25 protein-coding genes are annotated in these 23,365 nt (G+C 64.8%); 23 read left to right on the top strand and 2 right to left on the bottom strand.

Annotation, left to right across the window (positions count from 1 at the left end):
• Together Q0D45_RS13200 and Q0D45_RS13195 are read left to right on the top strand one after the other, a co-directional pair.
• Nucleotides 1–415: amino acid--tRNA ligase-related protein (locus Q0D45_RS13200; protein WP_293393571.1), on the top strand; the 415-nt coding region annotated here is incomplete at its 5' end.
• Nucleotides 416–421: 6 nt separating this feature from the next.
• Nucleotides 422–1,525 (top strand): hypothetical protein, encoded by a 1,104-nt coding sequence (locus tag Q0D45_RS13195; protein ID WP_293393569.1) that lies wholly within the window; start codon nt 422–424, stop codon nt 1,523–1,525.
• 25 nt (nt 1,526–1,550) lie between these two features.
• Here Q0D45_RS13195 and Q0D45_RS13190 read toward each other — a convergent pair whose 3' ends face one another.
• The gene (locus tag Q0D45_RS13190; RefSeq protein ID WP_293393567.1) at nt 1,551–1,760 is read right to left on the bottom strand and encodes a hypothetical protein; all 210 of its coding nucleotides are present in this window, start codon (nt 1,758–1,760) and stop codon (nt 1,551–1,553) included.
• 173 nt (nt 1,761–1,933) lie between these two features.
• Here Q0D45_RS13190 and nadA point away from each other — a divergent pair, with 173 nt between their 5' ends.
• The 16 genes from nadA (at nt 1,934) to Q0D45_RS13110 (ending at nt 17,651) form a co-directional block, all read left to right on the top strand.
• A complete protein-coding gene (nadA, locus tag Q0D45_RS13185) occupies nt 1,934–3,031 on the top strand; it encodes a quinolinate synthase NadA (RefSeq protein WP_293393565.1) in 1,098 nt (365 codons plus the stop codon).
• Nucleotides 3,032–3,129: 98 nt separating this feature from the next.
• A complete protein-coding gene (glyA, locus tag Q0D45_RS13180; protein ID WP_293393563.1) occupies nt 3,130–4,416 on the top strand; it encodes a serine hydroxymethyltransferase in 1,287 nt (428 codons plus the stop codon).
• A gap of 59 nt (nt 4,417–4,475) precedes the next feature.
• Nucleotides 4,476–5,066 (top strand): transcriptional regulator NrdR, encoded by a 591-nt coding sequence (gene nrdR / locus Q0D45_RS13175; RefSeq protein WP_293393561.1) that lies wholly within the window; start codon nt 4,476–4,478, stop codon nt 5,064–5,066.
• A 17-nt stretch (nt 5,067–5,083) separates the two neighbouring features.
• On the top strand, nt 5,084–6,157 hold the full coding sequence (gene ribD, locus Q0D45_RS13170) for a bifunctional diaminohydroxyphosphoribosylaminopyrimidine deaminase/5-amino-6-(5-phosphoribosylamino)uracil reductase RibD (RefSeq protein ID WP_366946444.1): 1,074 nt from the start codon (nt 5,084–5,086) through the stop codon (nt 6,155–6,157).
• 2 nt (nt 6,158–6,159) lie between these two features.
• The gene (locus Q0D45_RS13165; protein ID WP_293393539.1) at nt 6,160–6,759 is read left to right on the top strand and encodes a riboflavin synthase; all 600 of its coding nucleotides are present in this window, start codon (nt 6,160–6,162) and stop codon (nt 6,757–6,759) included.
• Nucleotides 6,756–7,934 (top strand): bifunctional 3,4-dihydroxy-2-butanone-4-phosphate synthase/GTP cyclohydrolase II, encoded by a 1,179-nt coding sequence (gene ribBA, locus Q0D45_RS13160; protein ID WP_293393537.1) that lies wholly within the window; start codon nt 6,756–6,758, stop codon nt 7,932–7,934. The genes Q0D45_RS13165 and ribBA overlap by 4 nt, the downstream gene beginning before the upstream one ends.
• Before the next feature lie 20 nt (nt 7,935–7,954).
• Nucleotides 7,955–8,527 (top strand): 6,7-dimethyl-8-ribityllumazine synthase, encoded by a 573-nt coding sequence (gene ribH / locus Q0D45_RS13155; protein ID WP_293393535.1) that lies wholly within the window; start codon nt 7,955–7,957, stop codon nt 8,525–8,527.
• Nucleotides 8,520–9,014 (top strand): transcription antitermination factor NusB, encoded by a 495-nt coding sequence (nusB, locus tag Q0D45_RS13150; protein WP_293393533.1) that lies wholly within the window; start codon nt 8,520–8,522, stop codon nt 9,012–9,014. Before ribH ends, nusB begins: the two co-directional genes overlap by 8 nt.
• Before the next feature lie 25 nt (nt 9,015–9,039).
• Nucleotides 9,040–10,026, top strand: coding sequence for a thiamine-phosphate kinase (gene thiL / locus Q0D45_RS13145; RefSeq protein WP_293393531.1), 987 nt, complete (start codon nt 9,040–9,042; stop codon nt 10,024–10,026).
• Nucleotides 10,004–10,828 (top strand): glutamate racemase, encoded by an 825-nt coding sequence (gene murI, locus Q0D45_RS13140; protein WP_293393529.1) that lies wholly within the window; start codon nt 10,004–10,006, stop codon nt 10,826–10,828. Before thiL ends, murI begins: the two co-directional genes overlap by 23 nt.
• Nucleotides 10,825–11,352 (top strand): phosphatidylglycerophosphatase A, encoded by a 528-nt coding sequence (locus Q0D45_RS13135; protein ID WP_293393527.1) that lies wholly within the window; start codon nt 10,825–10,827, stop codon nt 11,350–11,352. The genes murI and Q0D45_RS13135 overlap by 4 nt, the downstream gene beginning before the upstream one ends.
• Nucleotides 11,353–11,555: 203 nt before the next feature.
• A complete protein-coding gene (locus tag Q0D45_RS13130; protein WP_293393525.1) occupies nt 11,556–13,355 on the top strand; it encodes an acyclic terpene utilization AtuA family protein in 1,800 nt (599 codons plus the stop codon).
• A gap of 195 nt (nt 13,356–13,550) precedes the next feature.
• Nucleotides 13,551–15,209: an electron transfer flavoprotein-ubiquinone oxidoreductase gene (locus Q0D45_RS13125; RefSeq protein ID WP_293393523.1), complete on the top strand. Its 1,659-nt coding sequence runs from the start codon at nt 13,551–13,553 to the stop codon at nt 15,207–15,209.
• Nucleotides 15,210–15,230: 21 nt separating this feature from the next.
• Nucleotides 15,231–15,878, top strand: coding sequence for a carbonate dehydratase (gene can / locus Q0D45_RS13120; RefSeq protein ID WP_293393522.1), 648 nt, complete (start codon nt 15,231–15,233; stop codon nt 15,876–15,878).
• Nucleotides 15,879–15,935: 57 nt separating this feature from the next.
• Nucleotides 15,936–16,682 carry an electron transfer flavoprotein subunit beta/FixA family protein gene (locus Q0D45_RS13115; protein WP_293393521.1) on the top strand — a complete coding sequence of 249 codons (747 nt, stop codon included), beginning with the start codon at nt 15,936–15,938 and terminating at the stop codon, nt 16,680–16,682.
• Nucleotides 16,683–16,709: 27 nt separating this feature from the next.
• Nucleotides 16,710–17,651: an FAD-binding protein gene (locus tag Q0D45_RS13110; protein ID WP_293393519.1), complete on the top strand. Its 942-nt coding sequence runs from the start codon at nt 16,710–16,712 to the stop codon at nt 17,649–17,651.
• A 116-nt stretch (nt 17,652–17,767) separates the two neighbouring features.
• Here Q0D45_RS13110 and Q0D45_RS13105 read toward each other — a convergent pair whose 3' ends face one another.
• The gene (locus tag Q0D45_RS13105; protein ID WP_366946443.1) at nt 17,768–18,388 is read right to left on the bottom strand and encodes a TetR/AcrR family transcriptional regulator; all 621 of its coding nucleotides are present in this window, start codon (nt 18,386–18,388) and stop codon (nt 17,768–17,770) included.
• Between the two features lie 102 nt (nt 18,389–18,490).
• Here Q0D45_RS13105 and Q0D45_RS13100 point away from each other — a divergent pair, with 102 nt between their 5' ends.
• The 5 genes from Q0D45_RS13100 to Q0D45_RS13080 form a co-directional block, all read left to right on the top strand.
• Nucleotides 18,491–20,116 (top strand): acyl-CoA carboxylase subunit beta, encoded by a 1,626-nt coding sequence (locus Q0D45_RS13100; protein ID WP_293393515.1) that lies wholly within the window; start codon nt 18,491–18,493, stop codon nt 20,114–20,116.
• A 123-nt stretch (nt 20,117–20,239) separates the two neighbouring features.
• Nucleotides 20,240–21,406 (top strand): acyl-CoA dehydrogenase family protein, encoded by a 1,167-nt coding sequence (locus Q0D45_RS13095; RefSeq protein WP_293393513.1) that lies wholly within the window; start codon nt 20,240–20,242, stop codon nt 21,404–21,406.
• A gap of 91 nt (nt 21,407–21,497) precedes the next feature.
• Nucleotides 21,498–22,313, top strand: a complete 816-nt coding sequence (locus Q0D45_RS13090) for an enoyl-CoA hydratase-related protein (RefSeq protein WP_293393511.1) — start codon at nt 21,498–21,500, stop codon at nt 22,311–22,313.
• The gene (locus tag Q0D45_RS13085; protein ID WP_293393509.1) at nt 22,310–22,903 is read left to right on the top strand and encodes a GNAT family N-acetyltransferase; all 594 of its coding nucleotides are present in this window, start codon (nt 22,310–22,312) and stop codon (nt 22,901–22,903) included. Before Q0D45_RS13090 ends, Q0D45_RS13085 begins: the two co-directional genes overlap by 4 nt.
• Nucleotides 22,904–22,914: 11 nt before the next feature.
• A partial coding sequence (locus Q0D45_RS13080; RefSeq protein WP_293393507.1) for a biotin carboxylase N-terminal domain-containing protein occupies nt 22,915–23,365 on the top strand: 451 nt, incomplete at its 3' end.

Here is a 23,365-nt window from a genome sequence, read left to right as displayed (position 1 = left end):
CGAAGCCAATCCGGGCACCGTGCTGTCGCAGGGCTATGACCTGGTGCTGAACGGCGTGGAAGTGGGCGGCGGTTCAGTCCGTATCCATCGCGCCGATGTGCAGAGCGCGGTGTTCCGCCTGCTCGGCATCAGCGACGAGGAAGCCCGCGAGAAGTTCGGCTTCCTGCTCGATGCGCTGAAGTTCGGTGCGCCGCCGCATGGCGGCATCGCGCTGGGTCTGGACCGTCTGGTGATGCTGATGACTGGCGCGAGCTCGATCCGCGAAGTGATCGCTTTCCCGAAGACCCAGACCGCCCATTGCCCGCTGACCAATGCCCCCGGCACGGTCGATGGCAAGCAGCTGCGCGAACTGTCGATCCGTTCCACTGTCTCTCCGGCAGCGGCTCCGCGTGCCGTCTCCGTTACCGAGGCCTGAGGTCCAATGATCAAGTTTCGCCTGTCGGGTGTCCGCGCCCTGTTGCCGTTGCTGTTCTGCGCAAGCCTTCTTGGTCTGTCGGGCTGTGATCCGATCGGCAGCGGTTCCGGTCCGGTCCGTCTGGTCGTCAATTCGCCGGACGGTACCGTCGATGCCGCGTCCGGCCGGGTGTTCCAGTGCTTGCGCACCGCTGTTTCGGCAACCTTGGTCTTCGATGACGGCGGTGCTGCTGACTTCACCCAGCGGGTGCGCTGGACCAGCTCCAACCCGGACGTAGTACGGGTCAGCAATGGCGATGAGCCGCTGCCGTTGCCTGCGGTGGGTTTCTACACGCCAGGCGTGCTGACGCCGGTTGCACCGGGCACTTCGACGGTCACCGCGACGTTCAGCGGCTTCTCCGATTCGATCGTCATCACCGTCGGCACGCCGAGCAGCTTCTTCGTTCAGGCGAAGAATCCGCAGACCAATATCGCCACCGATATTCCCGGTGGTGCGATGCGTATCGGTCCGAACACGGCCATCGATCTTGACGTGCAGGCGATCCTCGACGGCGCAACCGTCAATGTCGATGCGGCTGCGGCTTGGGCATTCGTGACGCCGAATACCGCGGTGGCGACGATCGATCCGGCCAGTGGCGTGATCGTCGGTGTCGCCCCTGGTGATCCGCTGACCGCCCGCGTCTCGTTCGCGTCCTGCTCGAGCACTGTGGACACCGCGATCACCGTGGCGCCGATCACGGCGATCACCATGGTGCCGCCGCCGGCGCTGGCTACCGATCCCCTGATCGTCGGCAATACTCAGCCGTTCACCGTGCTGGCCGACTTCGGCGACGGTGGACCGCAGCAAGACATCAGCATCCAGGCGGTATTCACTTCGACGGACACGGCGGTCGCAGCATTCAATCTGGTACCCGGGATCACCAACCTGCTCAGCTCGCTGACGGCGGGATCGGCCAGTGTCAGTGCCACGTTCACCGTCGGCAAGACGGACACCGCCCCCGGGACGGTGTTACCGACGCAATCGGTGCCAATCACCACCGTGGTCGATGTGCTGACCGGCATCTCGATGGCGCCTGCCACCCCCCCCCGTTCCCGGCCGGCAGCAACCTGATCACGCCGCTGGTCGTCACCGGTACCTATGCCAGCGGCAGGACGCAGGAAGTCACGCGCCGCACGCTGTTCACCTCGGACAACACGGCCATCGTCAACGTCAGCAACAACACCCGGACTGCCGGCCAGGTGGTTTCCGGTGGTCCGACCGTTGGTACCGCCACGATCACCGGCACGATTGCCAATCCGGCCGATACCGCGGGCACGGCGCCGTTCACTGCCACGGCATCGTTCACGACCACTGCTACGCCTACACCCGCGCCCTGAAGACGTAGCAGGGACGGTCCAAGCCGGAGCGGCGCCATCGACGATGGTGCCATCCGGCCTGGACAGGGCCCGGGCGGGGGAGTTCGACTAAAATGACGCACTGCCGCACAGCGCCGCTGGCGGCGATCGAAGGAGGTCCGGCATGTCAGCCGCTTTGAAGATCGATCAGTTCAACCTGCTGGACGACGAGTCCTGCGATGCCCGCATCGAGGCCGCGAAAGCGATCCTCGGCGATCGTCTGGCCATCCTCGGCCATCACTACCAGCGCGACGAAGTGTTCAAGCACGCCCATTTCTCGGGCGATTCGCTGAAGCTGTCGCAGCTCGCTGCCAAGACCACGGCCGAATACATCGTCTTCTGCGGCGTCCATTTCATGGCCGAAGTCGCCGACATCGTCACCGATGGCCAGCGCAACGTGATCCTTCCCGATCTCGCCGCCGGCTGCTCGATGGCGGACATGGCCAATCTGGTCAAGGTCCGCAAGTGCTGGGAGGAGCTGTCCGCGATCCTCGATCCGGATGAGATGGTCACGCCGGTCACCTACATCAATTCGGCGGCCGATCTCAAGGCCTTCTGCGGCAATCACGGCGGCATCGTCTGCACCTCGAGCAATGCCCGTGCGGTGCTCGAATGGTCGTTCGGCCGGCGCGAGAAAGTGCTGTTCTTCCCGGATCAGCATCTCGGCCGCAATACCGGTCTGACCATGGGCATCCCGCTCGAACAGATGGTCACCTGGGACTTCATGAAGCCCCGCGGCGGCCTGACCGACGACGAGATCCGCAACGCCCGGATCATCCTCTGGAAGGGCTTCTGCTCGGTGCACCAGATGTTCCATCCGGCGCAGATCGAGAAATTCCGCCGCGAAGTGCCGAACGGCCACGTCATCAGCCATCCCGAGAACTCTTACGAGGTCTGTCAGGCCTCGGATTTCGTCGGCTCCACCGAATACATCCTGCGCATCGTCCGCGCTGCCGAGCCGGGTTCGCACTGGCTGGTCGGCACCGAGCTGAACCTGGTCAACCGGCTTCGGGACGAGATGAAGCCGAAAGGCGTGACCGTGCAGTTCATGTCGCCGATGGTCTGCATGTGCTCGACGATGTTCCGCACCGATCCTCAGCATCTCGCCTGGGTGCTCGACAACCTGGTTGCCGGCACCGTCGTCAACCGCATCCGGGTGCCGCAGGAGATCGCCGTGCCGGCCCGGCGCGCGCTCGATCTGATGATGGAAGTCGTCGACTGAATCTGTCTGGCGAAGGCGTGAGGCGTAAAGGCCGAACGACTTCGCCGTTTCGCCTCGCTCCCCCAATTACGCACTACTCACGCCTCACTCAGAAGCCCATGTTCACCAACGCCCCGTCACTCGCTCAGTCCGATCCCGAACTCAACGCCGCCCTGGTCGCCGAAGCCGGCCGTCAGGAGGCGCATATCGAGCTGATCGCGTCCGAGAACTACGCCAGCCCGGCCGTGATGGAAGCGCAGGGTAGCCAGCTGACCAACAAGTACGCCGAGGGTTATCCGGGCAAGCGTTATTACGGCGGCTGCGAGTTCGCCGACATTGCCGAGCAGCTGGCGATCGACCGTGTCAAGCAGCTGTTCAACTGCGATTACGCCAACGTGCAGCCGCATTCCGGCGCCCAGGCGAACGCGGCGATCTTCCTGTCGCTGGTCAATCCGGGCGATGTGGTGATGGGCATGAACCTGGCGCAGGGCGGTCACCTGACCCACGGCCATCCGGCGAATTTTTCCGGCAAGCAATACAAGATCGTGCCCTACGGCCTGGACCCGGAAACCGGCCTGATCAACTACGACGAGATGGAACGCCTGGCGCTGGAGCACCAGCCGAAGCTGCTGATCGGCGGCTTCTCGGCGTACTCGCGCGTCAAGGACTGGAAGCGGATGCGCGAGATCGCCGACAAAGTCGGCGCCTATTTCTGGGTCGACATGGCGCACGTCGCCGGTCTGGTCGCCGCCGGTGAATACCCGAGCCCGCTGCCCTACGCCCATGTCGTCACCAGCACCACGCACAAGACGCTGCGCGGCCCGCGCGGAGGCATCATCCTCGCGCAGGGGCAGGGCGAGGAGCTGTACAAGAAGCTCAACTCGGCCGTGTTCCCGGGCATCCAGGGCGGCCCGTTGATGCACGTCATCGCCGCCAAGGCGGTGGCCTTCCGCGAAGCGCTGCAGCCATCGTTCAAGGTCTACCAGCAGCAGGTCGTCGCCAACGCGCGCGCGATGGCCAAGGTGTTCCTCGATCGCGGTTACAAGGTGGTGTCGGGCGGCACCGACAACCATCTGTTCCTGCTCGATCTGGTGGCCAAGAACATCACCGGCAAGGACGCCGAAGCAGCGCTCGGCAAGGCCCACATCACCGCCAACAAGAACTCGGTGCCGAACGATCCGAAGTCGGCGTTCGTGACCTCGGGCCTGCGTCTCGGCTCGCCGGCCTCGACGACCCGTGGCTTCAAGGAAGCGGAAATGGCCTCGGTCGCCGGCTGGATCGCCGACATCGTCGATGCGATGAGCAGCGGCGGCGACGTCGATGCCACCGTGCTGCGCGTGCGTGGCGAAGTCGAAGCGCTGTGCGCGCGGTTCCCGGTCTATCGCGCCCTGAAGAAGGCTGCGTGAACCAATGAACCGGGCTCTGCTGCGCAAGCTGTCGTCCTCGAACTGAGGCCGGCGCGCGCATGCAATGCCCGTTCTGCAAAGCGACCGACACCCGGGTCATCGACTCGCGGCTGTTCGAAGATGGCACCCAGGTGCGGCGCCGCCGCGAGTGCCCGGTCTGCGATGCCCGCTTCACGACTTACGAACGCGCGCTGCTGCAGATGCCGTACGTGCTCAAGCGTTCCGGCACACCGGAACCGTTCGACGAGGACAAGCTGCGCCGCGGTATCGAGCACGCGATCTTCAAGCGGCCGGTGCCGCCGGAGAAGGTCGATCACGCGATCGAGAACGTGATGCGCAAGCTGCGCGCGGTCAACGAACGTGAAGTGGCATCGATGCGGATCGGCGAATGGGTAATGGACGAGCTGCGCGATCTCGACCACGTTGCCTATGTGCGTTTCGCGTCGATCTACCGCTCGTTCCAGGACGTCAACGCCTTCCGCGAAGAGATCAATCGCCTGGAACAGTTGCCGACGCCGGAAGCCCGGCGCAGCCAGTTGCCGCTGATCGCCGCCGACCTGCCGGCTGCGGAAGCGATCGCCGCCGCCACCGCCAAGCGCCTCGCCACCGAACACGAAAAGCCTGCCAGGGCGACCAAGCGGGTCAAGTGAGCGAGCCGCGACAGTTCATGGCCCGCGCGCTGGCGCTGGCCGCGCAGGGCCGAGCGACGACGCATCCCAATCCCAGAGTCGGCTGCGTGATCGTCCGTGATGAGCGCGTCGTCGGCGAAGGCTGGCATCAACGCGCCGGCGAGCCGCATGCCGAAGTGTTCGCGCTGCGTGCGGCTGGCGAGCTGGCGCGTGGTGCCGATGTCTACGTGACGCTCGAACCCTGTGCCCATCACGGCCGCACGCCGCCCTGTGCCGATGCGCTGATCGCCGCTGGCGTTGCCCGCGTGTTCGCGGCGGTCGGCGATCCGTTCGATCAGGTCGCCGGACAGGGTTTTGCGAAGCTGCGTGCGGCCGGCATCGAATGCGCGTCCGGATTGATGGAAGCCGAAGCGCGCGCCTTGTGCCGCGGCTTCCTGTCACGCATCGAACGCCGCCGGCCCTGGGTGACGCTGAAGCTGGCAATGAGCCTCGACGGCCGCACCGCGATGGCCAATGGCGAAAGCCGCTGGATCACCGGCGAGCAGGCGCGCGAGGACGTGCACCGCCTGCGCGCCGAAGCCGGCGCGGTGCTGAGCAGCAGTGAAACGGTGCTCGCCGATGATCCCGAATTGACTGTGCGATTGCCGATTGCCGATGAGCAGAACTGGCGGCAGCCGGATCGAATTGTTCTGGATAGCCATGGCCGCGTGCCGAAGACGGCAAAGGTCTGGCGCGAAGGTGCGAGGCGTTTCTGGCTGACGGCTGATGCGCCGGCACATCCCGTCGCCAATGTCGAAATGGTCGCGCTATCGGCAGACGCCAATGGCCAGGTCAGCCTGCCAGCCGCGCTGGCTTTCCTTGCCACGCGCGACGTCAACGAAGTGCTGGTCGAATGCGGCCCGCGCCTCGCCGGCAGCTTGCTGCGCGCCAATCTCGTCGACGAGCTGATCGTCTACGCCGCACCGAAGCTGCTCGGCGACGCCGCCCGCGGGCTCGTCCGCCTGCCGGGCCTTACGCGGCTGGCCGATCATGTGGCGCTGGAATTCACTGCGGCCGAGTTGCTCGGCCCGGATCTCAAAATCACTGCTCGTCTCGCGGGCAAAGGAAGTTAAGGATGTTCACCGGAATCGTCGAAGCGCTCGGGCGCATCGAAAAGCTGGAATCGGTCGGCGGCGATCTGCGCCTGACCATCGCCACCGATGGTGCCTATCTGGATGGCGTCAATCTCGGCGATTCGATCGCTTCCAACGGCGTCTGCCTGACGGCCGTCGCGCTGCCGGGCAAGGCCTTCGTCGCCGATGTTTCCGTCGAGACACTGGACGCGACGACTGCCCGCAGCTGGATCGCCGGCACGCCGCTGAACCTCGAGCGGGCGCTGACCGCACACAAGCCGCTCGGCGGCCACATGATGTCCGGGCATGTCGACGGCGTTGGCCATCTGGTCGAGAAACACGTCGACGCGCGCTCCTGGCGGCTGACGTTCGAAGCGCCGCAGCTCATCGCCCGCTACATCGCCCGCAAGGGCTCGATCGCGATCGACGGAGTAAGCTTGACGGTCAATGCAGTGGCCGGCAGCCGGTTCGAAGTGAACATCGTGCCGCACACCTGGGAAAACACGACGCTGGGCGCGCTGGTGCCGGGCAGCAAGGTCAACCTCGAAGTCGACCTGATTGCCCGTTACCTCGAACGCCTGCTGGAGGCTAGAACGTCATGAGCAGCAAGATCAGCAGCATCCATCCGATTTCCGAAGCTCGCGCTGCCGACGCGCGCGGTAGCACGCTCGATCCGATCGAAGACATCGTCGCCGACATCCGCGCCGGCAAGATGGTGGTGATCATGGACGACGAGGATCGCGAGAACGAAGGCGATCTGATCATGGCGGCAAGTCTGTGCCGGCCTGAGGACATCAACTTCATGGCGCGCTTCGGGCGCGGCCTGATTTGCCTGACCCTGACCGCCGAACGCTGCCGCCAGCTGCGCCTGCCGCCGATGGTCGCCTATGGCGACGACCTGCATCAGACCGCGTTCACGGTGTCGATCGAAGCCTCCAAAGGCGTGACCACCGGCATCTCCGCGCATGACCGTGCCCACACGGTTCAGGCTGCGGTAAAGGCCGATGCCCGTCCGGAAGATCTCGTCCAGCCCGGCCACATCTTTCCGCTGATGGCCCAGCCGGGCGGTGTGCTGACCCGCGCCGGCCATACCGAAGCGGGTTGCGATCTGGCCCGCCTCGCCGGTGTCGAGCCGGCCTCGGTGATCGTCGAGATTCTCAACGACGACGGCACCATGGCCCGCCGTCCGGACCTCGAAGTGTTCGCCCGCGAGCACGGCTTGAAGATCGGCACCATCGCCGATCTGATCCGCTATCGCCTGCATCACGAGCACACCATCGAGCGCGTCGCCGAAACCACGGTGCATACCGAGTTCGGTGATTTCCGCCTGGTCACCTACCAGGATGCGGTCGAGAACACGCTGCACATGGCGATGGTGCGCGGCACCGTCGATGCGGAAGCGCCAACCCTGGTCCGCGTCCACATCGGCAATCTGCTGTCCGACGTGTTGTGCGTCGAACACAGCGATTTCTCCTGGCCGATCCGCAAGGCGCTGCAGCGCGTCGCCGAAGAGGGAAGCGGCGTCATCGTGCTGCTGCGCAAGAACAGTTCGCCACGCGACGTCGTCAAGCAGATCGTCGCCTTGAGCACGCCGCACGCCACGGCGCCGTCGCAGACCTCGGACGAGGCACAGACCCTGCGCACCTACGGCATCGGCGCGCAGATCCTCACCGACCTCGGCGTGCGCAAGATGCGCGTGCTGTCCGGTGCGCCGCGCAAGATGCAGGCGCTGTCCGGCTTCGGTCTTGAAGTCGTCGAATACGTTCACACCCACTGATGTCCACCGCAGAGCGCCCCGTGCCCAAAGCCGTCAAGAAAGCTGTCCAGAAAGCCACGGTGAAGCAGCCGCAGCCCGCCGCCGCCAAGAGCGCCCCCCAAATCGCTCACAAAAGTGGCTACGCCGCGCCGCCGAAGCCGGAGAAGGGCGAGTTCAAAGGCAAGCGCATCGCCGTGGTCGCGACGCGCTGGAATGTCGAAGTCGTCGAAGCGCTGACCGTCGGCGTCCACAAATGCCTGAAGGACTGGGGCGTGTCGCCGCGCGACGTGCAGTCGTTCATGGTGCCCGGTGCTTTCGAGCTGCCGCTGGCGGCGTCGGCGCTGATGGATAGCGGCAAGTTCGAGGGCGTGGTCGCGCTGGGTGCGGTGATCCGCGGCGATACTCCGCACTTCGAATTCGTTGCCGGCGAATGCTCCAGAGGCCTGCGCGAAGCCGCGCAGATCTACGGCGTGGCACTCGGTTTCGGCGTGCTGACCGTCAACACGGCGGAACAGGCTTACGAGCGCTGCAAGCCGGGCAAGGAAAACAAGGGTTACGAAGCCGCCGCCGCGATGCTCGAAATGATCCGCCTGCTGGATTCGATCGATGTCTGAGCCTCTGCCCAGCCATTCACCTGGCAGTTCAGCCAGCAACGCCGCCAGCTTGGGCGTCAACCCGACCAGCCGCCGCGGCCTGGCCCGGCGTCTGACCGTGCAGGCGGTCTACCAGTGGATCCTCAATCAGACCGCGCCGGAAACCCTGATCAAGGAATTCCGCGAAATGCCGGACGGCCTCGGCCGTGCCGATCCGGAATATTTCGGTGAATTGCTGCGCGGCACCGTCGCCGATGCCGCAACGCTGACCACGCAGATCGTGCCGCATCTCGATCGCCCGCTGAACCAGCTCGATCCGGTCGAATACGCGGTGCTGCTGATGGCCGTGTACGAGCTGAACAACCGGCCGGAAGTGCCGTATCGCGTGGTCGTCAACGAGGCCGTCAATCTGGCCAAGGTGTTCGGCGCCGAGGACGGCTACAAGTTCGTCAATGGCGTGCTCGACAAGATCGCGCGCCAGGTGCGGGCCACCGAAATCGGCGGCTGAAGGTAACGCGCCCGCTCGCCTGGTGATGGACGAGTTCGCACTGATTCGCCGCTACTTCGCGCCGCTGAGTCCAGCGGCCGAAGGCGTGGTGCTCGGCATCGGCGACGATGCCGCGATCCTCGCTCCTCCCCTTGGCCACGAGCTGCTGATGAGCAGCGACACCCTGGTCGCCGGACGGCATTTTCCGCTGACCACTGCGCCGTACGACATCGGCTGGAAAGCGCTGGCGGTGAACCTGTCCGATCTCGCGGCGATGGGGGCTGAGCCGCTGTGGTTCCTGCTGGCGCTGACTTTGCCGCAGCCCGATGAAGCCTGGCTTGCTGGCTTCGCGGATGGTCTGGGCACCCTGGCCCGCACGCACGGCATTGCGCTGGTCGGTGGCGACACCACGCGCGGCAATCTGTCGATCACGATCACCGCTGTCGGGTCGGTGCCTGCGGGCTCGTCGCTGCGCCGTGACGGCGCAAAGCTCGGCGATCAGATCTGCGTCACCGGCACGCTCGGCGATGCCGCGCTGGGTCTGCAATTGAACGGATCTGAAAACCGCTCGCCCTGCGCGCAGAGCGAACACGATCTCGTTGCACTCCACGCACGGCTCGATCGGCCGACACCGCGGCTCGAAGCCGGCCTTCTGCTGCGAGGATTTGCCAACGCCGCGATCGACCTGTCCGACGGCCTTGCCGGCGATCTCGGCCATGTGCTCGCGGCCAGCGGCGTCGGCGCCGATCTGCAGGCGGATGCGCTGCCGGTGTCGGAAGCCTTCGCCCGACAGGCCGAAGCGGGCGACCGTCTCGCCTTGCAGGCCGCTGGCGGCGATGACTACGAACTCTGTGTCTGCCTGCCGCCAGATCGTCTGGCCGCAGCACGAACGGCCATCGCGCCGCTGCCGCTGACCGTGATCGGCACGATCAGCGCCGAACCCGGCTTGCGCTGGTGGGCGACCGATGGCACGCAGCTGAAACCTGAATTGCTCAGCTACCAGCACTTCGATGACCGCCGACAAGCTCCCTGATAAATCCCCAGTGATCGGCGTCTTCGACTCCGGCCTCGGTGGCCTGTCGGTGCTGCGCGAGATCGTCGCCAGGCGGCCGGATTTATCAGCGATCTATGTCGCCGATTCCGGCCATTGCCCCTATGGCGTGAAGTCCGCCGACCAGATCATCGAGCGGGCGACGGTGATCACCGATTTCCTGCTCGCGCAGGGCGCGCAGCTGATCGTCGTCGCCTGCAATACGGCGACGATCGCCGCCGTCGAATACCTGCGCGCCACTTACTCGGTGCCCTTCGTCGGCATGGAGCCAGCGGTGAAGCCGGCGGTTGCCCGCACGCGCTCCGGCGTTATCGGCGTGCTGGCCACCGGCGCTGCGCTCGCGGGCAGCAAGCTGCTGACCCTGATCGACCGCCATCGTGGCAGCGTGCGGGTGATCACACAGCCTTGTCCGGGCTTGGTCGAGCAGGTCGAGGCTGGTGATCTCGATAGCCCTGCCACGGTGGCGCTGCTGCGCGAGTACGCGCTGCCGCTGCTCGCCGCCGGGGCCGATACGCTGGTGCTCGGCTGCACGCACTATCCGTTTCTGCGCGAAGCGCTGGTACAGATCGTCGGGCCGGACGTGGTGCTGCTCGATACCGGTGAAGCCGTTGCGCGGAGAATCGACAGCCTGCTGCCGGCCTTCGATTCCGCCGCTGCGGCGGGCTCGCTGCGTTGGTACAGCTCGGGCGAGCTGGAGCAGATGAACAGCGTCGGCAGCCGCTTGTGGGGCGGGGCGATCAACGCAAAGGCGCTTATCGAAGACGACGGAGCAGGCTCAGCATGAAATCGAAATCGGCCCGCAACGCTTGGCGCCCGAACGTCCGCGAGATCATGACTTCGCCGGTGCATCTGCTCGCATTCGGACTCGGCAGCGGCCTGATGCCGAAAGGGCCGGGCACCGCGGGCACTGTGGTCGGCATTCCGGTGTTTCTGGCGATGATGCATCTGAGCCTGCCGGTCTTCGCCGCGCTGACGGTCTTGCTGTCGATCTTCGGCTGCTGGGTCTGTGGCGAATCGGCGCGCCGGCTCGGCGTGCACGACTACGGCGGCATCGTCTTCGATGAAATCGTCGGCTACGTGATCGCCGCCGCACCCTTGCTGCCGGTGCTGGCCCTGAACCGCCACGGACTGTGGCCGGGGCTGCTCGCGGCCTTCGTGCTGTTCCGCATCTTCGATATCTGGAAGCCCTGGCCGATCAGCTGGCTCGATGCGCGGATGCAGGGCGGCATCGGGATCATGGTCGACGATCTGGTCGCCGGCGTGTTCGCGGCGGCCGTGCTGTGGGGCGGGTTGCTGCTGCTGGGCTGAGTTGCCCGGCCAAGCAGGCCCACGCAAAGACGCCAAGACGCCAAGAAAGGCTTTTCAAGGGTTTTCGTTTTTGCTGTTCTTCACGTCTTCGCATGAGCTTGCTGTTCGACCGCAAGCGGTAAGCCTTGTTGTTATGGCAATCCCGCGCCACATCCGGCAGATTGGCGATCTTGGTTTTTGGGTTTGTCCCAATGAATTTCGACATGAACTCACGATCTGTCCGTATCGGTTGCGCCTCTGCGTTCTGGGGTGACACGAGCACTGCAGCGGCTCAGCTGCTGAGCAAAGGTACGCTCGATTACCTGGTTTTCGACTACCTCGCCGAGATCACCATGTCGATCCTCGCCGCCAAGCGGATGAAGGATGCCAACGACGGCTACGCCACCGATTTCGTCGAACACGTGATGGCGCCGCTGATGGCGGAGATCAAGCGCCAGGGCGTCAAGGTGGTGGCCAATGCCGGTGGCGTGAATCCGCTGGCTTGCAAGGCGGCGCTGGAAGCGGCAGCGGTGAAGGCCGGTGTCGAGCTCCAGGTCGCCGTGGTGCTCGGCGACGACCTGATTCCGCGCAAGAAAGACTTCGCCGATCTGGTCGAATGGGAAACCGGTGCCGCCGCGCCTGCGAGCTTGCTGTCGATGAACGCCTATCTGGGGGCGATACCGATCGCGAAGGCGCTGGCCGCCGGCGCCGACATCGTCATCACCGGCCGCTGTGTCGATTCCGCAGTCGTGCTCGGGCCACTGATGCACGAGTTCGGCTGGGCCGAGACCGATTACGATCGTCTCGCCGCCGGCAGTCTCGCCGGCCACATCATCGAATGCGGTGCGCAGTGCACCGGCGGCAATTTCACCGACTGGGAACTGGCAGCGCCAGGCTACGCCGACATGGGTTTCCCGATCGTCGAATGCGCCGCCGATGGCAGCTTCGTGGTGACCAAGCCGGAAGGCACCGGCGGCCTCGTTTCGGTGAACACCGTGCTCGAGCAGATGCTCTACGAGATCGGCGATCCCCGCGCCTATCTGCTGCCCGATGTGTCCTGCGATTTCTCGGACGTTGTGCTCGAACAGATCGGGCCGGATCGCGTGCAGGTCAGCGGTGCGGTCGGCCGGGCGCCGACGGCGAGCTACAAGGTCAGCGCGACGTATCCGGCCGGCATGCGCTGCGCAGCGCTGTTCATGATCGGCGGCATCGATGCGGCAAGGAAGGGCAGGGCCTCGGCGAACGCGATCATCGAGAAAGTGCGTCGGCAACTGCTCGATCAGAAGCTCGGTGATTTCACCGGCGTCGACATTCACTGCATCGGCGCCGAGGAAAGCTACGGCGCGCAGGCCCGCAGGGCAGCGGCGGCGACCCGTGAAGTGGTGGTCAAGATCGCGGTTCAACATCCGAATCCGAAAGCGACGCGCCTGTTCGCCCGCGAGATCGTCCAGGCGGCGACGGCGATGGCGCCCGGCTACACCGGCTATTTCGGCGGCGGGCGGCCCGAGCCGAGCATGATTCCGCGTCTGTTCACGACGCTGGTCGCGAAAGACCGGCTGGTGATCGAAGTGGTGATTGGCGATCAGCGCTTCCCGGTCGCGGTGCCGACGGCCGGCGGCTTCGTTCATCCCGGGCCGTCGAAGCTCAGCGACGCGATGAGTCTGTCGAGCGACGAGACGGTGACCGTGCCGCTGATCCGGCTGGCGATCGCCCGGTCCGGCGACAAGGGCGATCACGCCAACATCGGTGTCGCCGCGCGCAAACCCGAATTCCTGCCGGCGATCCGGGCGGCGCTCAGCGCAGCCGCCGTGGCTGCCTGGTTCGCCCAGTTGCTGGCGGCGCCGGGCAAGGTCGAGCGCTGGGATCTGCCGGGCTCATCGAGCCTGAATTTCCTGCTTCATCACGCGCTCGGTGGCGGTGGTGCGGCCAGCCTGCGCAGCGATCCGCAGGGCAAATGCTTTGCCCAGATGCTGCTGGAATTCCCGGTGTCGGTCCCCGCGAGCTTGCTGCAGGAAGCAATCTGAGTTCAGTGGTTGGGCGGGGAGTTGCCAAGCCATGAGGAAGCGGCGCCCGGTCGGGATACACGGTTCGGAAGCCGAATAGTATGATTGCATACCACTTTCTGTCCGAACTGTATGTTGCGGCGCGGCACGCACGGTACAATTGTCTATTGAATGCCCCATTGAATTTCATCCAGCCACGGTTTCTTCGAGCTAAAAATGACTGTTGAACGCGATGTGATGGAGTACGACGTTGTCATCGTCGGTGCCGGCCCTGCCGGTCTTGCCGCTGCCTGCCGCCTGAAGCAGAAAGCCGCCGAAGCCGGTGGCGAGATTTCCGTCTGCGTGGTCGAGAAAGGCTCGGAAGTGGGCGCTCACATCCTGTCGGGCGCGGTGTTCGAGCCGCGTGCGCTGAACGAACTGTTTCCGAACTGGAAAGAGCTCGGTGCGCCGCTGGAAACGCCGGTCAAGCGCGACGACATCTATCTGTTCACCAGCGAATCGGCGTCGATCAAGCTGCCCGGCCTGTTCGTGCCGAAGACCATGCACAACGAAGGGAACTACATCATTTCCCTCGGCAAGCTGGTGCGCTGGCTGGCGACCCAGGCGGAAGGCCTTGGCGTCGACATCATTCCCGAGTTCGCCGCCCAGGACGTGATCATCGAAGACGGCATCGTTCGCGGCATCACCATCGGTGACAAGGGCGTCGATCGTCACGGCAAGCAGACCGCCGATTTCGCGCCGGGCCCGGAACTCCGCGCCAAGTACACCTTCTTCGCCGAAGGCTGCCGCGGCCACATTGGCAAGCGTCTGCTCAAGGATTTCGCGCTCGACAAGGACGCCGATCCGCAGCACTACGGCATCGGCCTCAAGGAACTCTGGAAGATCGATCCTGCGAAGCATCAGCCGGGTCTGGTCGTTCACGGTGCCGGCTGGCCGCTGGGCCTCGGCTCGGAATCCACCGGCGGCTCGTTCCTGTATCACCTCGAAGACAACCTGATCGCGGTCGGTCTGATCGTCGATCTGTCGTATTCGAACCCGTATCTGTCGCCGTTCGACGAGTTCCAGCGCTTCAAGCAGCACCCGGTGATCAAGCAGCATCTGGAAGGCGGCGAACGCCTTTCCTACGGCGCGCGCGCGATTGCCAAGGGCGGCTACAACTCGCTGCCGAAGATGGCGTTCCCGGGCGGCGCGCTGGTCGGCTGCGATCTCGGCACGATGAATTTCTCGAAGATCAAGGGCAGCCACACGGCGATGAAGTGCGGCATGCTCGCCGCCGAAGCCGCAGCCAAGGTGCTGCTGGCCGGCGCCGAGGGCGGCGACGTGCTGAGCGGCTATCCGACCGAGTTCAAGGCCAGCTGGCTGCATGAAGAGCTGTATTGCAGCCGCAACTTCGGCCCGGCGCTGCACAAGTTCGGCATCCTGTTCGGCGGCGCGTTCAACTGGGTCGACCAGAACCTGTTCGGCGGCAAGATTCCGCTGACCCTGCACGACACCACGCCGGACTATCTGACCCTGAAGCCGGCAGCGCAGAGCACCAAGATCGAGTACCCGCGGCCGGACGGCAAGCTGACGTTCGACAAGCTGTCGTCGGTATTCCTGTCCTCGACCAATCACGAGGAAGAGCAGCCGGTGCATCTGAAGCTGGCCGATCCTTCGATCCCGATCGACAAGAACCTGCCGATGTATGACGAACCGGCGCAGCGCTACTGCCCGGCCGGCGTCTACGAAGTGATCGCCACCGGTGCCGAGAAGCGCTTCCAGATCAACGCCCAGAACTGCGTGCACTGCAAGACTTGCGACATCAAGGACCCGGCGCAGAACATCACCTGGATCGCTCCGGAAGGCTCGGGCGGCCCGAACTACGCGGCGATGTAAGCCGCACACACTGGCGCTCCGATGTCCGACATCCAGCATCTGCTCGACAACAACCGCCGCTGGGCGGCCGAGATCGATCGCACGCGCCCGGGCTTCTTCGCCGGGCTGGCCAAGCTGCAGGCGCCGGAATACCTGTGGATCGGCTGCGCCGACAGCCGGGTGCCGGCGAACGAGATCATCGGCCTCGATCCGGGCGGCGTGTTCGTTCACCGCAACATCGCCAATGTCGTGGTGCCGACCGATCTCAACTGCCTGTCGGTGCTGCAATACGCGGTCGACGTGCTGATGGTGAAGCACGTGCTGGTGGTCGGCCATTACGGCTGCGGTGGCGTCCGTGCGGCACTGGATGGCACCCGCGTCGGCTTGGCCGACAACTGGCTGCAGCATGTGCGCGATATCGCGCACCGGCATCGCTCGCGGCTGACTGCCGAGCCCGATGACGAACGCCGCGCTGACCTGCTCTGCGAACTGAACGCGGTCGAACAGGCTACCCACGTCTGCGAAACGACGATCGTTCGCGATGCCTGGGAACGCGGCCAGGAAGTGCGTGTCCATGCCTGGGTTTACCGGCTCAACAATGGCCTCGCCCGCGAGACCGGTTTCAACGCCGGCAGCGCCGCTGAGTTCGCGCGCCTGCGCCAACATGGCGTCCCCGGGCTGACTGCCTGAGCGCTGCCAAAAATTCTAGAATCCCCCGCAATTCCCGTTGCCCGCTAGAGAGAAAAGATGAAAGCACTGGTCAGCGTCAAAAGAGTGATCGACTACAACGTTCGTATCCAGGTCAAGCCTGACGGCTCGGGCGTGGTCACGGACGGCGTCAAGCACAGCGTCAATCCGTTCGACGAAATCGCGATGGAAGAAGCGGTTCGTCTGAAAGAGAAAGGCAAGATCACGGAAATCATCGCCGTCACCGTCGGTGGTGCGAAGTGCGAAGAAACGCTGCGCACCGCGCTGGCCTTCGGCGCCGACCGCGCCGTGCACGTGAAGGTGGACGAAGAAATCCAGTCGCTGACCGCCGCGCAGGCGCTGGCCGCCGTGTTCAAGAAAGAAGGCACGGAAATCTTCTTCCTCGGCAAGCAGGCGATCGATGACGACGCCGCGCAGACCGGCCAGATGGTTGCCGCGCTGCTCGATCTGCCGCAGGCGACGTTCGCCTCGAAGGTCGAGATCGACGGCGGCAAGGCCACGGTCACCCGTGAAGTCGACGCCGGCCTGGAAACGCTGGAAATCGATCTGCCGGCGATCATCACCACCGATCTTCGCCTCAACGAGCCGCGCTATCTGAAGTTGCCGGACATCATGAAGGCGAAGAAGAAGCCGATCGAAGTGGTCAGCCTCGCCGATCTCGGCGTCACCGCCGCCGCCGCCCTGAAGCGCGTCAAGGTCGCCACCCCGCCGAAGCGCTCGAAGGGCGTGATGGTGAAGACGGTTGACGAACTGGTCACCGCGCTCAAAGGCAAAGGCCTGATCTAACCGTCTTCACACCTTAGGAGTATTTCCATGAGCAAGATTCTCGTCATCGGCCAGCAGGCCGAAGGCAAGCTGAACAGCGGTATCGCCAAGGTCGTCAGCGCGGCCAAGGCCGTTGGCGGCGAAATCCATGTCGTCGTCTTCGCAGCCGATGGCAGCGCCGCTGCCGCCCAGGCCGCCGCCATCGACGGCGTCACCAAGGTCATCCAGATCGACCGGGCCGAGAACGACCACGGCCTCGCCGTGATCGTCGAGCCGCAGATCGTTGCCCTCGCCAAGACCGGTTACAGCCACGTGTTCGCGGCGGGCACCACCTTCGGCAAGGACCTGTTGCCACGTGTTGCCGCCAAGCTTGGCGTGCAGCAGGTGTCGGACATCATGGCCGTGCACGGCGCCACCAGCTTCGATCGCCCGATCTATGCCGGCAACGCGATCCTCACCGTCGAAGCCCCGGCCGAGCCTTGCATCGTCGCGACCATCCGTCTGGCCTCGTTCCAGGCGGCCGGCGATGCCGCCGCTGCCGCGCCGATCGAGAAGCAGACGCTCGACGTGAGCTTGCCGACCCACACCCGCTTCGTGAAGCTGGAAGCGCAGAAGAGCGAGCGTCCGGAACTGCAGAGCGCCAACCGCGTGGTCTCCGGCGGCCGTGCGCTGGCATCGAGCGAGAACTTCTCGATCATTTACTCGCTGGCCGACAAGCTGAAGGCCGGCGTCGGTGCCTCGCGCGCTGCCGTCGACTCGGGCTACGTGCCGAACGACATGCAGGTCGGCCAGACCGGCAAGATCATCGCCCCGGAGCTGTACTTCGCGATCGGCATCTCGGGCGCGATCCAGCATCTGGCCGGCATCAAGGACGCGCGGACCATCGTCGCCATCAACAAGGATCCGGAAGCACCGATCTTCGAAGTGGCGGATTACGGCCTGGTCGGCGATCTGTTCACGCTGGTGCCGGAACTCGAATCAAAGGTCTGATTCGCGGCAACATCGCTAGCTGAACCCACGAAGGCCGGGAAACCGGCCTTCGTCTTTTCCGTCACCAGGAAGAAGAATGTGCTCCTGGTCAGTCGAAAGCGGTCTGTTGCCCGAACTCAGCGCGCCGCTTCGGTTCCGCCAACGGCGCGCACGCAGAACACGCAGATCGAACGGATCAGCGCCTCGCGGTCCTTGACCACTTCGCGCGCTGGCCCGATCGGCCCGACCAGCGCTTCGGTGTAGGCGCCGACGATGCAGGCGGCGCTGGCGTCGAGGTTCTGGGCCGGGAATTCACCGTTGGCAACGCCATCGGCCAGGATTGCGCGGATCAGGTCGGCGAAGCGCTTGCGTTCGCGGATGCGGGCGATGTCGACTTCCGGATCGGCCGGTTCGGCAATGAACGCATAAGCCAGGTTCGGGCCGTTCAGCGCCCTGCGAGTGAACGATTCGACGGCTGCGAACAGGCGCTCCGTCGCCGTGCCGGGGCCGGTCCGTATCGCATCGAGGATCTCGATTTCATAGGTCACCGCCGCTGCCAGCACTTCGACGAACAGATCGGTCTTGGCCTTGAAGTGACGGTAGATCACGCCGGTCGACATGCCGGCGACATTGGCTACGGCACTGATCTGCGCGCCGCGCAGACCACCGCCGGCGATCAGGCCGCGGGTGGCTTCGAGGATCCGCTCGCGATTGCTCGCGAGGCGTTCTTCCATCAGTGGAGAGCGGCGATAGGCCAAAGGAAAGGTCTACAAATGATTGGGAATTCAAGAAATGAAGATTACTTCATTTCTTGTGCTAGATTCCGCTCGGCCCATTAGAAAACGCTTCGGAAACCGCTCATGCCTGTCATCGAATCGAAGGTCGATACCCACAGCCCGCAGTTCAAGCAGCACCGTGAGGACCTGCTGGCGAAGATCGCCGAGTTCCGGGCCATCGAGGACAAGGGCCGCGCCGAGGAAGAAACCAAGCGCGCCCGCTATCACCAGCGCAAGCAGCTGCTGCCGCGCGAGCGCGTGCACCTGATGCTCGATCGCGGCTCGCCGTGGCTAGAACTGTCGACGCTCTGCGGCTACAAGATGCACGACGATAAGGACGGCTCGCTGGCCGGCGGCAACATGATCACCGGCATCGGCTATGTGGCAGGCAGCCGCTGCATGGTCATCGCCTCGAACTCGGCGATCAAGGGCGGCACGATGACGCCGTTCGGCGTGCAGAAGACCTTGCGCCTGCAGCAGATCGCGCTCGATCAGAAGCTGCCGGTGGTGTCGATGATCGAATCCGGCGGCGCCAACCTGATGTACCAGGCCGAGCTGTTCATCCCCGGCGGCACCACCTTCGCGAACCAGGCGCGGCTGTCCGCCGCCGGCATTCCGCAGGTGACCATCGTCCACGGTTCGAGCACCGCCGGCGGCGCCTACATGCCCGGCCTGTCCGACTACGTGGTGATGATCCGCAAGAACGCCAAGGTGTTCCTTGCCGGCCCACCGCTGCTGAAAGCCGCGACTGGCGAGATCGCCATCGACGAAGACCTCGGCGGTGCCGAGATGCATACCCAGGTTGCCGGCACCGGCGAGTTCCTCGCCGAGAACGATGCCGACGGTATCCGCATCGCGCGGGACATCGTCCGCAACCTCGACTGGAACCGGAACCGTCCGACTCCGGTGCTGCGCGAAGTCCGCGCGCCGCTGTACGACATCGACGAACTCTGCGGCGTGGTGCCGGCCGACTACCGCAAGCCCTACGACTGCCGCGAAGTGATCGCGCGCCTGGTCGATGGCTCGGAGTTCCTGGAGTTCAAGAACGAGTACGACCAGCAGACCATCTGCGGCCGCGCGGTGATCCACGGCCATCAGGTCGGCATCATCAGCAACAACGGGCCGATCACCATTCGAGGCGCGACCAAGGCCGGCCAGTTCATACAGATGTGCTGCCAGTCGGACATCCCGCTGGTCTATCTGATGAATACCACCGGCTACATGGTCGGCACCGAGAGCGAGCAGGGCGGCATCGTCAAGCACGGCTCGAAGATGATTCAGGCGGTGGCCAACGCCACCGTCCCGCAGATCACCATCGTCATGGGCGGCAGCTTCGGTGCCGGCAACTACGGCATGTGCGGCCGCGGCTTCGGCCCGGAGTTCATCTTCGCCTGGCCCAACTCGCGCACCGCTGTCATGGGCGGCGAGCAGGCTGCGAAAGTGATGAGCATCGTCACCCGCGACAAGTGGATCAAGGAAGGCAAGGCGATCGGCGACGCGGAGGAAGCGCAGTTGGCGGCGATCGAATCGAACATCGTCAAGCAGTTCGATGCGCAGTCCACGGCGTTCGCCGCCAGCGCCCGCCTGTTCGACGACGGCCTGATCGACCCGCGCGATACCCGCAAGGTGCTCGGCATGACCTTGTCGATCTGCCGCGAAGCGCAGGGGCGGACGGTCAAGCCGAACAGCTTTGGTGTTGCGCGGTTCTAGACACACACCCCAAAAGTCTCGTCATTCCGGCGAAAGCCGGAATCCAGTGCGGTGGAGTGCGTCCATTTCGACTCTGGATACCGGCCTTCGCCGGTAAGACAAATCATTGAAGAGAGCATGCCCATGAACTTCACCCACGAACACCAATCCCTCTACGACACGACCAAGAAGTTCGTCGAGACCGAGCTGAATCCCAACGTCAAGGAATGGGAGGAAGCGGGCATCTGGCCGGCGCGTGAAGTGCTGAAAAAGATGGGTGATCTTGGCCTGCTCGGCATCGCCAAGCCGGAAAGTGTTGGTGGCCTTGGGCTCGACTACAGCTATCAAGTCGCGTTCGCCGAAGCGCTCGGTCATTGCAGCTGCGGCGGCTTGCCGATGGCGATCGGCGTGCAGACCGATATGGCCACGCCTGCCCTGGCGCGCTTCGGCAGCGATTACCTGAAAGAGAACTTCCTGAAACCGGCCGTTGCTGGCGATATGGTCGCGGCGATTGCAGTCAGCGAAGCGGGTGCGGGTTCCGATGTCGCCGGCATCAAGACCGTCGCCCGCAAGGTCGGCGATGAGTACGTGATCACCGGCTCGAAGATGTGGATCACCAACGGCACCCAGGCCGACTGGGCCTGCATGCTGGTCAATACGGGAGATCCATCGGTCAACCAGCACGCGTCGAAATCGCTGATCGTGGTGCCACTCGATGCCAAGGGCGTCGATCGCAGCCAGAAGCTCGACAAGCTCGGCCAGCGCTCCAGCGACACGGCGATGATCTTTCTCGATGAAGTGCGCGTGCCGGCGCGCAACCTGATCGGCGAGGAAGGCCGCGGCTTCGTCTACCAGATGCAGCAGTTCCAGGAAGAGCGCCTGTTCCTGTCGGCCAGCATCATCGCGGCGATGGAGCGGGTGATCGCCGATACCGCTGACTACACGCGTCAGCGGAAAGCCTTCGGCGGCTCGCTGCTCGACAATCAGGTGATCAGCTTCCGGCTCGCCGAACTGACTACCGAAGTGGAAGCGCTACGCGCGCTGACCTACCGCGCCACCGCCGAACACATCGCCGGCCGTGACGCGACCATGCTGGCTTCGATGGCCAAGCTGAAGAGTGGCCGTCTGGCGCGTGAAGTCACCGACAGTTGCCTGCAGTACTGGGGCGGCCAGGGCTACATGTGGGAATCGTCGGTCGCCCAGTTCTATCGCGACTTGCGCCTGCACTCGATCGGTGGCGGCGCCGATGAAATCATGCTGAGAATTCTGGCGAAAGGTTTGGGGTACGGGGGCAAGCGGAAGGCTTCGTGAGAAGCATCGTCATCGTGGCAGCAGCAATCGAGCGGCAAGGTGCGACAGGGATTGCCGGACATCAACGGGCAGCCCATCCGGAGGACATTCGATGACGATTCCGCAACACCCCCACTTTCCCACTCGCTTCGAGCGCGGTGTGCTCTACGCCACCTTGAATCGCCCGGAAGCGCGCAATGCGATGACCCAGGACATGGTCCTGGCGATTCGCGCGCTCTTCGAGGCGGTACGCGATGACCGCAGCGTGCGGGCCATCGTGCTGCGCGGCGCCGGTGGTCATTTCTGTGCCGGCGGTGATCTCAAGGAAATGCTCGCCAGCGGCGTGAGCCCGATCGTCGATGGCGAAACCGATCCGATCGCGGTGAACTCGCGAGTCTTCGGCGAAACGCTGCAGCTGATCCAGGCGGCGCCGCAGGTGGTCATCGTCATCTGCGAAGGCGCGGTGCTCGGTGGCGGTGTCGGCCTGACCTGCGTCTCGGACATCGCCTTTGCCAAGCGCGATGCCAAGTTCGGCCTGCCGGAAACCGTGCGCGGCTTGCTGCCGGCGCAGATTGCGCCCTTCGTCGTCGAGCGCATCGGCCTGACTCAGGCGCGTCGGCTGTGCCTGACCGGGGCCTTGTTCGACGGTGCCGAAGCGCTAAGGCTAGGGCTGGTGCATGAAGGCTTTGCCAATGAAGCGGAGCTGTCCGCCAAGCTCGACGCGACTCTGGCGCAGGTACTGAACTGCGCGCCGGTGGCCAACGCAGTCACCAAGGAAATCCTCCTCGACGTCGGCCACAAGTCGATGAGCGTAGTGCTCGACGACGCCGCGCAGAAGTTCGCCGAAGCCGTGCGCGGCAGTGAAGCGCCGGAAGGCGTCACTGCCTTCGTGCAGAAGCGCAAGCCGAAGTGGGCGAACCCGGCGTGAGCCTGGCCGTGCACCTGCCCGCCGATGCCGGCGATGGCCTGAGCACGGCGCGGCTGGTGCTGCGGCGCTACGCGCAGGCCGATCTGCCATCGTTGGTCGCGATGAACGCGGACCCGGCGGTGATGCGCTATCTCGGTGGCGTGCTGACGCCTGAGCAATCGCAGGCGATGTACGAGCAGCGGATCACGGCCTACTACGATCAGCATCCGGGCTTCGGCATCTGGGTAACGTCCTTGCGCACGTCCGGTGAAATCATCGGCATGCACTGCCTGAATCACATCCACGGCGAGCCGCTGATCCAGGTCGGCTATCGCATCGCCCGAGCGCACTGGGGCCAGGGTTACGCCACCGAGATGGCGCTGGCGCTGATGCGCTACGGCTACACGCGGAAGAACCTCGACGTCATCAGCGCGATCACCGATCTCGATCACGTCGTCTCGCAGCGCGTGCTGAGCAACATCGGTCTGACGCGCCTGGCCGACCGCCAGTTTCCCCATCCGAACCTCGTGAGCTGCGGCCCGCTCGCGTACTTCGAAAGCCGCCGTGCCGATTGGCTCGCAGCTTTTGCTCCCCAAGGAATGCCCGCTTGAACATGCCTGCCATGAAGCGTTTCACCAAAGTGCTGGTCGCCAATCGCGGCGAGATCGCCGTTCGCGTGCTGCGGGGTGCGAAGGCCCAGGGCTATCGCACGGTCGCCGTCTACAGCGATGCCGATGCCGGCGCACTGCATGTCCGCGTCGCCGATGAAGCGGTGCGCATCGGCCCGGCGCCGGCGAAGGACAGCTATCTGGTCATCGAGCAGATCATTGCCGCAGCGAAGACCAGCGGCGCTGAAGCAATTCATCCGGGCTACGGCTTCCTGTCCGAGCGCGCCGACTTCGCGCGCGCCGTGCAGGACGCCGGCCTGATCTTCATCGGCCCCGATCCGGCGTCGATCGATGCGATGGGCAACAAGAGCGCCTCGAAGATCCGCATGCTCGCGGCCGGTGTGCCCTGCGTGCCCGGCTATCAGGGTGATGATCAGACCGATGCGACCCTGATCGCCGAAGCGA

The organism is Nevskia sp. (assembly GCF_023266035.1).
Taxonomy (GTDB): Bacteria; Pseudomonadota; Gammaproteobacteria; order Nevskiales; family Nevskiaceae; genus Nevskia.
Note: the sequence above shows the minus strand (reverse complement) of the source record. Positions and strands in the feature narration are given on the sequence as shown.